Source organism: Paenibacillus sp. JT22N12 (genome assembly GCF_056269365.1).
Window position 1 is genome coordinate 164968 of record NZ_JBWDNU010000013.1, and the last position, 15384, is coordinate 180351.

Below are 15384 nucleotides of genomic sequence, written 5' to 3' on the forward strand. Positions count from 1 at the left end.
ATGCGGATGCACACGACTATCTGGTTGATTCCTTATTCCTGCACCACGCCGTCTTCGCCAAAGGCGTCGATTGCAGCGGTTTTTACCGCTTCATACATGGCTTCAGGCGTAATTTCACCAGCCAGCAGCGCCTGTAATTTAGGAATAATCACTTCATCTTCAATTTTGATGGCTTCGGCACCCAATTCAACAGGGATATCAGGACGGGCAGGCGTTGCATGCGAGAGCAGGGTTTCGACGGCTGCCACATTGTCGGGATTCCTGTTGATCGTCATGCTTTCAGCGGCTTTTCTCCCGCTTTCCGTAATATGCGCAACGAAAAGGTCATTATTGGTCGTTGCCGCAACATTGCCGCTTGCCAGGTAATAGGCTGCTTTTACGACATTGGCTTTGTGCTCGGCCGTCGGTTCCTTTTTGCCGCGGAAAGCGACATAACCATCTACCGCAACGCTGGACTGCGGTTCATTCCCCAGAAATGTAGGTACGGGCAGTACGATATAATCGACCGCTATACTTCCTTTTACGGCGCTGCCGTCGTTGGCTTCCAGCTTCTCGTTATTTTGGTTGGCGGAGTTCTCGAAGGTGGCCAGTCCCTTGCCCGTGATCATCGTCTGACCGGTCAGAAACATGTTCCAGCGTTTGCCCGCGTCGACGGAGCTGAGCTCTTTAGGCATCGAGCCGTCGTCAATAAGGGCCCGGACTGCTTTCAACACTTCCAGATAATTTTTATTGGTATAAGCGTATTTCAGATCTGTGGTGAATGCGGACGGCATGCCTGCATTTTTGATCAATACATTCAAATAGTCTTTGGATGTAACGCCAGCGGTTGCGAACACAAATCCGTAGCGGCTCGTTTGGTCTCCGTCCTTAACAACGCCTTTTTTAATCGCTTCGCGGAATTGCTCGTAGGTCCAACCGTTTTTTTGAACATCTTTCCAGTCGATTCCTGCCTCTTCCATGAACTTCTTGTTTCCTCCCAAGGCGTGAGCCTCCATATACGCCGGGAAGCCATACAGACCACTGCCGTTTTTCATGTATTCCAGCGGAGTTTTATCGTAATCTGCGACCATTTCCGGTGTTGCCGTATCAGTGATGTCCATAAGCATTCCCTGCTGCACATACTTGGAAATCCCGTCCGAGCCGATGAACGCCAGATCAGGAGGGCTGCCCGCATTGACCTGCGTATCGAGCTTCTGTGTCATATCTTCCCAGCTGGCAGGCTCTATTTTCAAGGTGAGATTAGGATATAATTCATTGAACCCCTTCTCCATTTGAGCAAAATTATCTTGAAAATTTGCGGAAACCGGCGGCAGCAGCGCCGTAATGGTGTCTTTCGCCTCTGTGCTTCCTGCGCTTGAAGTGTTGCCAGGGCTGGAAGCATTGCCATTATTGGAATTCGCATTATTGGATGAACATGCTGCAAGTGTGGTCAAAGACAGACTCAAAGCTAATACGGATGTCAGAAGTCGCATTTTACTTTTCACAGAATATTGCCCCCTAGGAATCGGATTTTATAATTGTGGATTAAACAACTCGACTGGAATTGCGTATGGCTGCTTTCAGGTTTCCGCCAGATAGATCCAGTGCCCGCTTGGCATCCTCTAGCTCCAGGCTCGTTTTTATCATCATGATGGCAAGCTTGCAGCTCATTGAAGCCTTTTCCAGATATTTGGCTGCTGTTCCGGCGTCCGCGCCTGTTGCTGTCTGAATAATGCGGATAGAGCGGTCATTCAGCTTGTTGTTGCTTGCCTTCAAGTCGACCATAAGATTGTTATACGTCTTGCCCAGCTTCACCATCGAACAGGTTGTGAGCATGTTGAGAACCAGCTTCTGAGCAGTTCCCGCCTTCAGCCTTGTAGAGCCCGCAATTGCTTCAGGCCCGACAACAGGCGCAATACATACATCGCAGACATCCTCTATTCTGGAGTTTTTGTTGTTCACTACCCCTATAGTTGCGGCACCAAGCTCTCTTGCCTTCTTCAAAGCGGCAATGACGAAATTTGCGCTCCCGCTCGCAGAAATGCCAATAACCGCGTCTTTATTCGTGACGCCGCAGCGCTCAATTAAAACGATCCCCTCCTCTGCATTGTCCTCAAATCCTTCAACAGCCAATCTCAAAGCAAGATCCCCTCCGGCAATATGTCCCTGCACCAGCAGAGGATCAACGCCAAAGGTGGGCGGGCATTCAGACGCGTCGAGCACACCTAATCTGCCTGATGTTCCGGCCCCTATATAAAACATTCTGCCACCATTTCCAAGCAGATGATGCAGAATATCAACCGCTTTCATGATTTGCGGAATTTCCGCAGCGACCGCTGCAGGAACCTTCGCATCCTCTTGATTCAGGAGCCGCAGTATTTGTTCTGTCGTGCTATCATCGATCATCAGCGTATCCTGGTTAATCTCCTCCGTTGTCAGTCCCGCGAGATATTCATTCATAGCCAATTCATTCTCCTGCCTCAGGTTATTGTAATGTCAATTTAGCTGACACGTATTCCATTTCTTAAGCTTATATTAAGGGGATGCCGGGATTCCGTCAATAGATTCTGAAATTAAATTTTATTTTAGAATTAATTTTTGTTTTTTAAATTCTTATTTGCGACAAAAAAAGACACTAGCTCTAAATCACTAATGTCAGTAACGTCCATCTTATTTCTTCTGCTTGCTTGCCAGGATGTTATGGGTCTTGGTCAGGTATTTTTTCACATTCTGGTATTCCGCACTCGCTACCCCCGCAAAAAGGATATCAATAATGGTAAGCATAGCGATTCTTGACCCCATAGCCCCGCTTCTTATGGTTAATTCCGGAGTTGAGATGCTGAGCACAATATCTGACTTTCCCGCTAATTCACTTTTGTTATATTTGGTAATGGCAATAATATTGGCTCCATTCCTCTTGGCAATTTCCAGCGAGTCGAGTATCTCTATCGTAGCGCCGGAATTCGAGATAAAGATGGCTACATCGCCCTTTCCTAGGAGGGTTGCGGCAGTGAGCTGGCTATGGCCATCGGTATAGGCGTGACACATCTTGTTGATCCGGGAAAACTTCTGTTCCCCATCCTGACAGGCCAGACCGGAGGCTCCAACACCGAAGAAAACAATCCGATTGCTGGCACGGAGCGCTTTGACAGCACGGGCTACCTCATTCCGGTCGATGATGCTGAGCGTGTCTTCAATGGATCTGACATTGTTGTGAGAAATATTGGAGATGATGATGGACAGGTCGTCTCCTGGCTGGATATCGGTGTACTGATCCTTCTGTTCCTCGTCCATGGAGCCCAGTGATGCAGAGATGCTTACGATAAAACTGCGGTAACCGTTATAACCCATCGTTTTGCAGAAACGAAGAACGGAGGCATCGCTGGTTTTACTCAGTTTAGCAAGACCCTTGATGGAAAGATGGGGAATTTCCTCCAAATTGGTCAAAATGCTCTCAGCTACCATTCTCTCGACTGGCGTCAAGCTATCCTTCTTGTCCCTGATCTTAATCAGAATATTATCATTAATCGCCATTTAATTTTTTCCCACTCACCTTAAAATTCTACGAACCGGGCTTCACAAAATTCAACTTTATATTAAGTGTATTTACGCCAAAACACAAGATAAAGCAAATAAATATTCGGGAAACGTTTCACGTGTCTTGCATATTTATTTCATAAATATAAATCATAATGAAAATTATTTCTGTTTATAATCATTCAGATCTATTCATAGCTCAGAGTGAAAACTGGAGAGCGATATCTAGTATTCTATAAAACCAACTGATGACCCGTTACGAGTGCTAGTTTTCATTCATATGATACTAAATAACGTAAAGAGGAGGTAAATGTATATGCCATTAGGAAAGAAATCCAAAAAAAATGCTGCAGGCAGCCAAACTGGCGGCAGCAAGACGGCCGGCGATCAAACCGGGGGCAGCAAGACAGCGGGCAACCGGACAGCGGGCAGCACGTCAGGCGGCAGCAAGACGGCCGGCAGCCGGACGGCGGGCAGTAAGTCGGGCGGCAACAAGACAGCGGGCAACCGGACAGCGGGCGGCAAGTCGGGCGGCAACAAGACAGCGGGCAACCGGACAGCGGGCGGCAAGTCGGGCGGCAACAAGACAGCGGGCAACCGGACAGCGGGCGGCAAGTCGGGCGGCAACCGGACAACTGGCGATGATATCGAATAAGATCATACACATTTTGCGGTTATACGGTTCATAGATGACTTCTGGTTTCATCAGAGGTCATTTTTTTAATCAACAAAAGCTCCTGGAAAGCGCAAATGACCCATCCAAAGGTCACTTCTGCAAAGTGTCCTTATTGCGGGTCACAGGTTGTAAACGGGTATCCGTCTATTCATTTTTCCCTTGCTTCATAAGGTATGCGCAGCGTTGGATGTTCAGATATTCCTGTTCAATGCTGATATCGTACCACTTCTCCGTGAACACGTAACCAAGCATCCTCCTGGATCGGCACATTGCGTTTAATGCTTCAGTCAGCTGGATTTCTCCCCCGTTAGCTTCGATTTGTTCGAGATAAGGAAATATTTCCGGCGTCAGTACATATCTCCCCATAACGGCAAGCTTGGATGGCGGATTGATTTTAGGCTTTTCGATGATGGATTGAAGATGGCAGACCTGAGATTCCAGACTCGTTCCGGAGACGACTCCATAGTTTTGAAGCAGCTCCTCCGGTACCGCTTGCAGTCCGATCACCGGACATTTGTATTGCTCGTACACATGAATCAATGCCTGTAACGGTGAGGTCTGAGCCAGGCTGACTTGATCCGGAAGCAGAATGGCAAACGGGTCATCTCCTGCGAACGCCTTGCCGATCTGAATGGCATGTCCCAGTCCGAGCGCATCCGGCTGTCGGGCATATTGAATGTACACCTTGGCCGGGCCAACCTTTTCAATCATATGTTCCTTGTGATGCTTGGATAAATGCGACTCCAGCTCAATCGAGCGGTCAAAGTAGTCCATTATATCCGTTTTATTGCGGGAGAGAATGATTAGAATTTCCTGTATCCCCGCGTTTATGGCTTCCGATACGATATAATCGATCGCCGGCCGGCCGCTGATCGGGAACATTTCCTTTGGAACCGCTTTGGTTATCGGCAGATTTCGAGTCCCATAGCCGGCAGCGGGAATGATTGCTTTCAACACCATGAAAATCACCTCTTCCATTCAAATATTTTATTATTGTTAATTATCAGTATATAAAGAATTTTCTATTTGAAGCTTGTCCTCTATCAAAATCAGGCATCTGTATACACCCATTTTATAGAGTACTTATTCAGGGCCCAATTTCATCCTGTTTGGATCATTGGCCGTGACGATTGTTGGACAACCGCTAATATAATAGATTAGTAGATTTGAAAGAGGGAATTCCTATATGAATATTTGTGTTGTTGGAGCGGGATATGTCGGCCTCACGACGGCTGCTGTATTAGCCGATATCGGACATATTGTCTATTGCACGGATCGCGACACCGCCAAGATAAGCAGCCTGAAGGAAGGAATCGTACCGATCTATGAACCCGGACTTACCGAAATGATCGCGAAGAATCAGGCGGAAGCAAGACTGTTTTTCGCTGCGAACGTAAAACGGCATATGATGAACTGCCCGGTCGTTGTCGTTGCAGTCGGAACGCCTTCCGCCAAAAACGGCAGTGCGGATATGAAGTATATCCTTAGTGTCGTTCAAGACCTCTCGCTTGTTATTCGTTCTCCTAAAACCATCATTATAAAAAGCACCGTTCCCCCTGGAACTGCGGACCGGATTGATGCTCTGCTTCAAGAATACGGGGTAAGCCAAGCGCTTTACGAGCTTGTGTCCAATCCCGAATTTCTGCGGGAAGGAAGCGCAATTGAGGATACGGTGCATCCCGACCGAATCGTCATCGGAGCAGCCAATGAAGAAGCCGCGCTTATAGTGAAGGATCTGTACCAGGCTATTGAAACCAGATTTCTATTGACTCAACGTATTGAAGCGGAATTGATTAAATATGCGTCCAACGCTTTTTTGGCTACCAAAATTTCCTTTATCAATGAAATATCGCGTATTTGCGAGGCTTATCACGCCGATATCACGGAGGTTGCCCAAGGGATCGGGATGGACAATCGGATCGGGCCCAAATTTCTGCAGGCGGGGTTAGGTTATGGAGGCTCCTGCTTCCCGAAGGACGTCAATGCATTGAATTATGCCGCTTCCACTAAACAGGTGAAAATGGAGCTGCTTCAGGCCGTTAAAAAAATTAACCGCTCACAACTGGGGGTTTATCTGAATAAACTGAACCACAAGCTGGGCGAAAAGAGAGAGAACATCCGGATCGCAGTCTGGGGAGCAACGTTCAAGGAGAATACCGATGATACCCGCTATTCTCAGGCAATAGCCTTTATGAAGCTGCCGACGAAACAAGGATACCAGGTTTATGCTTACGATCCGCTGGTATCTCCTCCTATCCCGCACGTCGTTTGGTGTTCCGATAAATATGAGGCCGTAAAGGAGGCAGATGCGCTTGTCATTGCGACAGGCTGGCCGGAATTTATGGAAGCCGACTTTCACCGCGTCAAGCTGCTGATGAAACGAAATCTTCTGTTAGATGGACGAAACTGTCTGGACAAAAAAACAATGGAAGCGCATGGGTTTGAATGCTTGGGAATTGGAAGACCATGAAAATCATGGTGACGGGTGCCGCGGGATTTATCGGTTCGCATCTTTGTGAATTTTTACTGAATAGCGGGAAGCACGAAGTCATTGGAATCGATGCCTTTGTTCGCGATGAGTTGAAAATAATAGGAACCAAGAACATCGAGATGTTTCATTCCCACCCAAAGTTCACCTTGGTTACGTCAGAATTGCTGCATACCGATTGGGATGGACTGCTGCAAGGCGTTGATGTCGTTTTTCACCTGGCGGGGATACCCGGTGTCCGGTCCAGCTGGGGGAATGATTTCCGGAATTACGTAGAAACAAACATACTCGCAACCCAGCAGCTGCTCGAAGCATGCCGCGGCAAGGCAATCAAGAAATTCATCTTTGCTTCCACTTCTTCCGTTTATGGAGAACGGACAGGAAGGGTGCCGGAGGACACAAGCACGACCCCGCTCTCTCCTTATGGTGTGAGCAAGCTTACGGGTGAACAATTATGCCGTGTTTATTGGAAGAACGATGGCGTTCCCATCGTTATTCTGCGTTTTTTCACCGTATATGGCCCTCGTCAACGATCGGATATGGCCTTTCATCGGTTTATGAAGCAAATGATTAAAAACGAACCGATTACGCTGATTGGAGACGGCACGCAGTCAAGAGATTTTACGTATATCAGCGATTGCGTTGAAGCGACGGCTGCAGTCGCGGACCAGCCCTCAGTGGTAGGTGAAACCATTAATATTGGAGGAAAAGAACGCTCCTCCATTCTGAATGTGATTCGCATACTGGAGAATTTGACGGGAAAACACGCGAATATCGTGAACGCAGGCGCCATGCGGGGAGAGCCGATGCATACATGGGCAGATATTACCAAAGCGTCCCGGCTCTTGAACTACGAACCGAAAGTAAGCTTAACAGAAGGCTTGGCCGAAGAACTGGCCTACTTTACAAAATACTATTCATAACGGGAGGCTGTCTTTGGAATGAGACTGGCATTCGTATGTACGGAGAAACTTCCTGCTCCCGCTGTAAAAGGCGGCGCCATCCAGATGATGATGGACGGGGTTTCTCCCATTCTTGCCCGCGAGCATCAATTAACCATTTATTCAGTGACGGATGAGCTCCTGCCGGATCTGGAGACTCGCGGCAGCGTTAACTATATAAGATTTCCAAGGGAACACTATGTAACGGAAGTGGCCCGTTCGCTAAAAGAAAACGCTTATGACGTCGTTCATGTTTTTAACCGGCCGGTCAACGTCATTCCGTTCAAGAAGGCCTCTCCCTCCACCCGCTTTGTCCTGAGTCTTCATAATGAAATGTTTGCCGAGAACAAAATTTCGGATTCGGATGCAAAGCTATGTGTACAGTATGTCCATAAAATAACGACCGTCAGCAACTACATTAAGAAGACCATAACGGACCGGGTTCCCGAAGCGAAAGATAAAGTCGAAGCGATCTATTCCGGGTTTGATCCCAATCGCTATTTTCCCATATGGACGGCACGGGGGAACAGCACGCGCGAGCAGCTTCGCACCCGTTACGGGGTCAATAATAAGAAAGTTATCCTGTTTGTAGGGCGGCTGAGCGTAAAAAAAGGCCCGCATCTGCTCATTCAGGCAATGGAACGTGTCCTGGCGCAGCATCCGGATGCCGTTCTGGTCATTGTGGGCGGCAAGTGGTTCAGCGACAATACTGTGGATGACTACGGGAAATCGCTGTTGAAGCTGGCCGAACCGTATAAGAATCAGGTCATATTCACCCAGTTCGTTCCGGCTGACGAGATTCAAAATTACTTCTCGATGGCCGACGTATTCGTGTGCAGCTCGCAGTGGCAGGAGCCTCTTGCGCGCGTACATTACGAAGCGATGGCTGCAGGCGTTCCCGTCATTACGACCAATCGCGGCGGTAATGCTGAAGTTATTACGCATAAGGACAACGGCTACATCGTCCGTGACTATACGAGCGCGAATTCATTTGCCAATGCCATCAACTATATGCTCACCAATAAAGAAGAGGCATCGGCAATGGCTGTACGGGGGAGGCAGCTGGTAGACAGCAAATTCACGTTCGGACATGTGTCGGACCGGCTGAACAAGATTTATATGGGGGCCTATTCCAGCAGTCCCACTCCATTGTCCAGTGTATCCGTATCCAAGAGAAAATCGGCCCGTCCGCTTCGTTCACGCAAGAACAGGAATAGCGCTGCAGGTCTTAAAAGAATATCTTACAGAGGCAGGTAGGATTCATGCAGGCGAATATTAATGAAATTATGTTCCAGTATCCTCTACGTGTGAAAAGCGTCAAACTGATCTCGGACAAAGGCAAAAAAGCGACATGGAGCGTAGTCACTAACGCAGGTACAAAAATATTAAAAAAATCGCCCGCAACCCAAAAGAGACTGCTGTTTCTGGTTCAAGCGATCAGACATATGCAAAAAAACGGGGCTCCCATCCCGGCAATGGTGGAGACCCGGTCAGGAAAAGATTATGCCGAGGACAGCAGCGGCAACTGCTATGTCTTATCGGACGCTGTGCAGGGCTCTTCCCCAACCTATGGAACAGAGGATCTGCTGGCCATCATGAAGGAGCTCGGCAGATTTCATATGGCTTCAAGAGGATTCGCCTCGAATTACACGACCAACGAAAGAGTTCATCTGGGCGGCTGGGCGCAAAGCTATGAGCGGTATATCGAGCGGTTGGAGGGCTTTAAGGGAATGGCGAAAAGCAGCAGCGAATTTCAAAAGCTGTACCTGCTCCATGCCGACAATTTCATCAACCAGGGAAAAGAAGCCCTGAAGTGGATTAGAAGCAGCTATTACACCAATTGGGTCAACAAGGTCGCTGCGCAAAAAAATCTGTGCCATCAGGATTTTGCGGCAGCTAACTTGATCAAGACGGGTAAAGGCCTGGCTGTAATCGACATGGATTCGCTGACTTATGATTTGCCAGCCCGGGATCTTCGTAAAATCTTCAATAAAGTCATGAAAAAGCATGGATGGAGCACAGCGAAAGCGACTGCGATGCTCAGAGCCTACCGCGAGGTCCATCCTCTGAGCGATGAGGAATGCCAGATTGTTTATGCCGACCTGTTGTTCCCCCATTTATTCTATGGAATTGCGAGCAAAGTCTTTAATAAACGTTCTGAGTGGAATCCTTCCGTTGAAGTGCAGAAGCTGAAATCGTTCATCGCGGCAGAAAGCGACCGTCAGAAGATGCTGTCCTCATGGCCGGCAATCGTCAGACAATCCTGAATCCGTTATGTTTCATTAGTCCTGCCCGGCCGACAGCAGCATGGCCGGTACATAGCTCAAGGAGAAATATTTCATTTTCGTATCGGCTTGAATAATGTTTTCAAAGCATTTCGTGCAAGATCTCCGTCCGGCCAACTGCCCAGTTTTCTGAAATCGGTGTTGTCCGTAATTTGGTCAATGCCGCCGATCAGACGAGCCTGGGCCAGTTGTTGAAGTTCCGAATCCACAATTTGCCCCGCAATGAGGCCGGCAACTCTTTCCCCCTTCATAACCTTGAAGGGACGGTCATAGAACGTTGAGGCGTCAGCCGGAATATTTTCGGTAATCCCCAATCCGTTGTGCATTTCCGATAAACAGCTGTATGCCTCATTTAATGCAAGCTCGCGTTCTCTCCAGTCGGCTGTCGTCTGAGCCGTTAACAGGCAGGGCAGGAGCTGATCCGAGCATTTCAAACGTCTGAATGCCGTTCCGAACCATTTCGGATATGGCGCATATTGGCCTTCCATCAAGAAACACAGATTCATAATGTCCCGAACGACGCGAGAACCGATGACCGCTGAGCCCAGTTCGTCGCCAACAAAACCGGAACGGTGCATCAGATGCTCCTCCTGCCCGATCCGCTGCCAGCCGGACGCCATCAGGTATAACCAAATATCGCGTGGATAGAAATCAAATGTATGGCGCAGCGCTGACAGCTGACCGTCATCATCCCGAAAAACCTCCCCGCGGGTTATCTCCAGAAGATTCTGGGAGGGGAAGGTCAGCCAATCAACCAGCTCCAACGATCGGGTAATGTCTGTGGCAAGATGGCCCCTGATGAAATTTGGCACCGTAGTGATTACAGTCATCTTGATATCAATGGGAAAACCGTAGAAGCTTGGCGGGACTCTCTGATCAAGCAAAGCCCGGATAGTCTCGCGAAGCGCAAGATCACGTTCATGCAGAAAAAGACAGACGCGTGGTCCCCAGTCATGGTCCCTCGACATTTCCGTGTCAAACCCCAGTACTTCGCTTCCCGGGCCGATCAGCGCAGCCGAATAGGATACAGGCGATAATGTATCCATCACAGGCTCCACGATTTCAACATAAAATCGGCGGCATAATTCAATGCCTAACATAAACGAGTCTCCTTTCTCTACAAAAAATGGCTGCCGAAGCAGCTGTTTTTGTTATTTTCAGAAAAATTCATACGGGCCTTCATCAACATATTCGTACTTCCGCTCACTTCCGGGGCGTTTGCCGCAGCCTTCATTTTACATGATCCCAGGCAATTGGAAAAGCCTGCATACTCTGCTGTCAAGTTGATTTTCTCCGGCCGATAAACGCCAGCGAGAGCAAGATGCCGCCAAGCATAACCGCGGCTGTAACCATAAGCGAGATATGCATACCGCCTGCAAAGGATTCGCTGCCGCTCAAAATTGAACCGAGAATGGCAACGCCCAGCGTCGCCCCAAGCTGCCGGCTTGAGTTCAGAGCGCCTGATGCGGCGCCGGTCATTTCTTTTGGCACGGAAGAGATGACAGCCGCCATCAATGCGGGAATCGTAAATGATACGCCAAATCCGATCAACAGCAGTCCCGCGAGCGTGAGCATGTAATTCGTATCGGTGTCCACCCATACGAGGAGTAACATACCCAGCGCACCCAGGCCAAAGCCGGACGTCATCGGTATGCTTGCTCCGATCCGGCCTACGAGACGACCGGTAAAAATTGGATTGAACGCCAGCGGAAGCATCATTGGCAGGAGCGCGAGTCCCGCTATATGGGCGGATAATCCGCGCGCTTGCTGGAAGAATAAAGGCAGAATAAACAAAATACCCGACAGGCCGATATTAACCGCCATCCCTGCAAGCATCCCGGCTGATACCGCCGCATTCCTGAAGATCAGCAGCGGAAGCAGCGGATTCCTGCCTTTTGCTTCAACAATCAGGAACAGGATGGCGCTTAGAAGCGCCAGAATAAACGCAGAGAGAATGACCGGAGAATGCCATCCGTATTGATCTCCCTCCATAAGAGCGAAAGAAAGTGAAGCAATGCCGGCAACGGCTGTAATTTGACCAGCCGGATCAAAGCCTGTCTGCGGTTTGCGCCTGGTTTCACTGACCAGAAGCGTTGTCATGACCAGACTGATGAGGCCAAGCGGAACATTGAGCAGGAAGATGCTGCGCCAGCCCAGCGAGTCGACCAGCGATCCGCCCACGACAGGTCCTGCCGCCATCGCCGCTCCCGTCACCGCTGCCCATATTCCCAATGCCCGCGCACGTTCCGACGGCTCCGGATAAGCATAGGTAAGGAGCGTCAGCGAGGCTGGCAGCAGAGCGGCCCCGCCAATACCAAGTATGGCGCGCAGACCGATCAGCGCCCCAAGGGATGGAACAAATGCCGAAAAGGCGGATGCCGCCAGAAACAAGCCGAGGCCGCCAATATAGACGCGCTTGGCTCCCAGCTTGTCGGCAAATGCTCCCATCGACAGCAGCAGGCCGGCGAACACGATCGTATAGGCGTTCACCACCCACTGCAGGCCGGCTATGCCTCCCCCAAGGTCGGCGCGAATGGCAGGCAAAGCTACACTCACCACCGTCGTATCCAGGAGCACCATAAAATAACCGAGTGAAAGCCCGATAAGCAGCAGCATTTTTGAGAGCTTGCCTGCCTGTTTAGCTTGTATTTGCAGCGTATGTTCCAAACTTATCTTCCCCTTTCATCGCGATATGGAAAATCGTCATTCTCCTGATGAAAGTGTATAATGGATTTTATACTAGAATAAGATGATGGTTTATCATAGGAGAAAATCTCCTATGATAATATCCCATTAAGGAAGCCGGTGAAGTGGAATGAACCAGGCAAATAATGAGCGTTTTCTGGAGCTTGCCCAGTTCCTGCGGACGCGGCGCGCCCGTATTTCACCTGAGCAAGCCGGTCTGCCCGGCGGAGGACGGCGGCGGACGCCGGGTCTTCGGCGCGGGGAGGTGGCGCTGCTCTCGGGCGTCAGCGTCGATTGGTATACATGGCTGGAGCAGGCACGCAGCATTCAGGTATCCGCACAAGTACTGGAAAGCATTGCCCGTGCTCTCCAGCTGGATCCGGATGAGCGAAAACATTTATTTCAGCTTGCCCTGCAGCAGCTGCCTGCGGATCTGAACCCCGCCGAAAGCAGCATCAGTCCGACGCTGCAGGACTTCCTTGATCAGCAGGGGATAAGTCCTGCCTATGTTACCGATCAACGCCTGAACATTGTTGGCTGGAACAGTATGGCTAGCCGGATTTACGGGAATTATGAGGCCATGTCCCCGCGTGAGCGCAGCACCGTCTGGCGTTCCTTCACATCGCCTTATGTCCGGCAGATGCTTCAGGAAAACTGGGAAACGCATGCCCGGCACCGCTTGGCTCAATTCCGCGCCAGCTACGGCAAATTCGCCGGTGATCCATGGTGGATGGAGCTCATCGAGGCTCTCAATCAGGCAAGCCCGGAATTCAGGGAATGGTGGCCGCAGCACGACGTCCTGAACGGTCCCGAGGGGAAGAAAATCAATCATCACCCGTCGGCCGGCATGCTCGTATTTGACCAAATTTCGTTTCTTGTGGCGGGCTCTCCCCACTTGACCGTCACCATCAATATACCGTCGAAGGATGACGATACAATATCCAGGCTTATCAAGCTTCAATCTAATTGAGAAACGTCTTTTTTGGAATAATCGCAGTGCACCTCTCCCCCCTCAACCTCTGAACATTTATGATATAATCCTGAAGTAATTCAATAAAGGGCATAACCCGCTTACCGCCGGGTTGAATTAGGAGGAAATCAAATGGCAGGCTTTTCTATCGGATCATGGTCATTTCACGCTTTATTCGCCGCAGGAAAAATCAATTTGTTTGGCTATCTGGAAAGCATCAAGTACCGCTACCGCCTTGATCAGGCAGACATTTGGAGCGGCATGCTGCTCTCCACAGAAGACAACTATATCAACAGCGTCAAGGAGACGCTTGATGAAGAGGGCTTGACCGTCGCTTGCCTGAGCGTGGACGGTGCCGATATTTGGCATGACGATCCTGCCATTCGCGAACAAAACTACCAAAAAGCGCTCCTGTACCTCGACATCGCACGCAGATGGGGGGCTAAAGCGCTTCGGATCGATATGGGCGTCAATTCACTTGCCATCACGGATGAACAGTTCAATCTCATTGTCAAGCGGTACCGGGAGTACACGCAGTTTGGCCAGGAGCATGGTTTTCGGGTAGGGCCGCAGACGCATCAGGCCGGTTCCCAATCTCCCCAAAATCTGAAGCGGGTCAGCGACGAGGTTGCTTCGCCATCCTTTGGAATCGTACTGAATGTCAACCGCTGGCTGGCGGATAAGGAAATCGGGGACGAGCTGGTTTCCCCTTTCACGATGCATGCCCAGTTTGACAGGGCGTTTGTGGATTTCGCCGGAGCCGAACTGCTCCAGAAAGTGCAGCTGCTGCGGCAGGGCGGTTACCAGGGGTGCTGGTCGCTGGAATTCCGGGGCGGAGCGGATGAATATCTGGAAGTGGAACATGATCTGCTGACTGTCCGGCGCGCTGTAAGACAGGCGTATGGCGAGAATTAAATTCAGCAGTTACTAAGCAAGCTGTCTTCCGCTATTGGAGACAGCTTGCTTTTTTCTCTTCATAGATTCCCTGCATTTTCGAAGCGGTGCATGCCGAAATCCTTCAATGAGGAATTTAGAATGGCTTCTCGCAATGGATTCAGGTTGGGGGTGAAACGCACATCGATATTCAAACCCATTAATCTCTCCAGCAGATTCGAGACGGGTTCCATTTCCAGCGGCTTGACCGTCTCGGGCGATATGTAGTATCCCGCAATTTCATCGAATAACCGAAAGCTCTCAACGGGCAGACGGTATCTGTATACGGTGGCGTTCTTGATGCGCTCATACCAATGGGTTTCGACGGTAATCACAATGTCCGCGCCGGTCAAGCCAAAAAACCGTCGGTGATCCTCCTCAAGAATCCCTTCACCCTTGGTATACACAATTCGTGGACAATCCCGCGGAAAATAAAAAGTGAACTCATGCGCATCGTCAATCGCCCAAACCACAGGGGGCATATTCTGTCGGTTTTCTTTTACTCTGGGAAAAAAGGTATGAATGGCAGCGTCCTTGCTAAAATGAAACAGCTTCATTTTATCCTCCTCTTCGCCTTTCGCTTACCCTCTAATCTACCATACTGTCCGGACCTGCGGCACGTTATGATTTGGCAAACCTCCAAGCAACCGTGCCCCATGCACAGGACTGAAATCGATAGCCTCCGCATAACCAGAAGAGACCCTGCACCGGAATTGGTCAAGCCCCAAATTTGTAGACAATGAAAAAAGCCCTAGGCTATGAGCTGGCGTCGGTACTCAACCGGCGTCAGTTTGTTTAATTTTAATTGAATCCGTTCTTCGTTATAAAAACGAATGAACGCCTCAATTCTTCTTTGTGCTTCGACCATGGTTCGTATATCATAGGGATAG

At 49.6% G+C, this 15384-nt stretch carries 15 protein-coding genes; 7 read left to right on the forward strand and 8 right to left on the reverse strand.

The features are described from left to right. Nucleotides 1-32: 32 nt before the first annotated feature. The 3 genes from AC0YOA_RS31560 to AC0YOA_RS31570 form a co-directional block, all read right to left on the reverse strand. The gene (locus tag AC0YOA_RS31560; protein ID WP_475789978.1) at nucleotides 33-1484 is read right to left on the reverse strand and encodes an ABC transporter substrate-binding protein; all 1452 of its coding nucleotides are present in this window, start codon (nucleotides 1482-1484) and stop codon (nucleotides 33-35) included. A gap of 40 nt (nucleotides 1485-1524) precedes the next feature. Then, nucleotides 1525-2439 carry an N-acetylmuramic acid 6-phosphate etherase gene (murQ, locus tag AC0YOA_RS31565; protein ID WP_475789979.1) on the reverse strand — a complete coding sequence of 305 codons (915 nt, stop codon included), beginning with the start codon at nucleotides 2437-2439 and terminating at the stop codon, nucleotides 1525-1527. A gap of 210 nt (nucleotides 2440-2649) precedes the next feature. Then, nucleotides 2650-3513, reverse strand: a complete 864-nt coding sequence (locus AC0YOA_RS31570; protein WP_210037555.1) for a MurR/RpiR family transcriptional regulator — start codon at nucleotides 3511-3513, stop codon at nucleotides 2650-2652. Nucleotides 3514-3832: 319 nt separating this feature from the next. Between AC0YOA_RS31570 and AC0YOA_RS31575 the strand changes: the two genes are divergently transcribed. Further along, complete coding sequence (locus tag AC0YOA_RS31575; protein ID WP_475789980.1) at nucleotides 3833-4171, forward strand: c2 calcium-dependent domain-containing protein 4C-like protein; 339 nt, start codon at nucleotides 3833-3835, stop codon at nucleotides 4169-4171. A 165-nt stretch (nucleotides 4172-4336) separates the two neighbouring features. Here AC0YOA_RS31575 and AC0YOA_RS31580 read toward each other — a convergent pair whose 3' ends face one another. After that, the gene (locus AC0YOA_RS31580) at nucleotides 4337-5152 is read right to left on the reverse strand and encodes a UTP--glucose-1-phosphate uridylyltransferase (RefSeq protein ID WP_475789981.1); all 816 of its coding nucleotides are present in this window, start codon (nucleotides 5150-5152) and stop codon (nucleotides 4337-4339) included. Nucleotides 5153-5378: 226 nt separating this feature from the next. On the opposite strand from AC0YOA_RS31580, the gene AC0YOA_RS31585 reads away from it, so the two are divergent. From AC0YOA_RS31585 to AC0YOA_RS31600, 4 genes are read left to right on the forward strand one after another with little or no spacing between them, the layout of a single operon-like run. Beyond that, complete coding sequence (locus AC0YOA_RS31585) at nucleotides 5379-6662, forward strand: UDP-glucose dehydrogenase family protein (protein WP_475789982.1); 1284 nt, start codon at nucleotides 5379-5381, stop codon at nucleotides 6660-6662. After that, the gene (locus tag AC0YOA_RS31590; protein ID WP_475789983.1) at nucleotides 6659-7603 is read left to right on the forward strand and encodes an NAD-dependent epimerase/dehydratase family protein; all 945 of its coding nucleotides are present in this window, start codon (nucleotides 6659-6661) and stop codon (nucleotides 7601-7603) included. The genes AC0YOA_RS31585 and AC0YOA_RS31590 overlap by 4 nt, the downstream gene beginning before the upstream one ends. A gap of 18 nt (nucleotides 7604-7621) precedes the next feature. Continuing rightward, nucleotides 7622-8878 (forward strand): glycosyltransferase family 4 protein, encoded by a 1257-nt coding sequence (locus AC0YOA_RS31595; protein WP_475789984.1) that lies wholly within the window; start codon nucleotides 7622-7624, stop codon nucleotides 8876-8878. Between the two features lie 5 nt (nucleotides 8879-8883). Further along, nucleotides 8884-9888 carry a CotS family spore coat protein gene (locus AC0YOA_RS31600; protein WP_475789985.1) on the forward strand — a complete coding sequence of 335 codons (1005 nt, stop codon included), beginning with the start codon at nucleotides 8884-8886 and terminating at the stop codon, nucleotides 9886-9888. Between the two features lie 71 nt (nucleotides 9889-9959). On the opposite strand, the gene AC0YOA_RS31605 is transcribed toward AC0YOA_RS31600, so the two are convergent. Together AC0YOA_RS31605 and AC0YOA_RS31610 are read right to left on the reverse strand one after the other, a co-directional pair. Further along, nucleotides 9960-11006, reverse strand: coding sequence for a DUF4037 domain-containing protein (locus tag AC0YOA_RS31605; RefSeq protein WP_475789986.1), 1047 nt, complete (start codon nucleotides 11004-11006; stop codon nucleotides 9960-9962). 178 nt (nucleotides 11007-11184) lie between these two features. Then, on the reverse strand, nucleotides 11185-12573 hold the full coding sequence (locus AC0YOA_RS31610; protein ID WP_475789987.1) for an MFS transporter: 1389 nt from the start codon (nucleotides 12571-12573) through the stop codon (nucleotides 11185-11187). A gap of 148 nt (nucleotides 12574-12721) precedes the next feature. Between AC0YOA_RS31610 and AC0YOA_RS31615 the strand changes: the two genes are divergently transcribed. Beyond that, complete coding sequence (locus AC0YOA_RS31615; protein ID WP_475789988.1) at nucleotides 12722-13561, forward strand: helix-turn-helix transcriptional regulator; 840 nt, start codon at nucleotides 12722-12724, stop codon at nucleotides 13559-13561. Between the two features lie 132 nt (nucleotides 13562-13693). After that, nucleotides 13694-14476: a sugar phosphate isomerase/epimerase family protein gene (locus AC0YOA_RS31620; protein ID WP_475789989.1), complete on the forward strand. Its 783-nt coding sequence runs from the start codon at nucleotides 13694-13696 to the stop codon at nucleotides 14474-14476. 59 nt (nucleotides 14477-14535) lie between these two features. On the opposite strand, the gene AC0YOA_RS31625 is transcribed toward AC0YOA_RS31620, so the two are convergent. After that, the gene (locus tag AC0YOA_RS31625) at nucleotides 14536-15051 is read right to left on the reverse strand and encodes a DUF6886 family protein (protein ID WP_475789990.1); all 516 of its coding nucleotides are present in this window, start codon (nucleotides 15049-15051) and stop codon (nucleotides 14536-14538) included. Nucleotides 15052-15245: 194 nt separating this feature from the next. Next, the gene (locus tag AC0YOA_RS31630; protein ID WP_475789565.1) at nucleotides 15246-15362 is read right to left on the reverse strand and encodes an IS3 family transposase; all 117 of its coding nucleotides are present in this window, start codon (nucleotides 15360-15362) and stop codon (nucleotides 15246-15248) included. Nucleotides 15363-15384 lie beyond the last annotated feature (22 nt).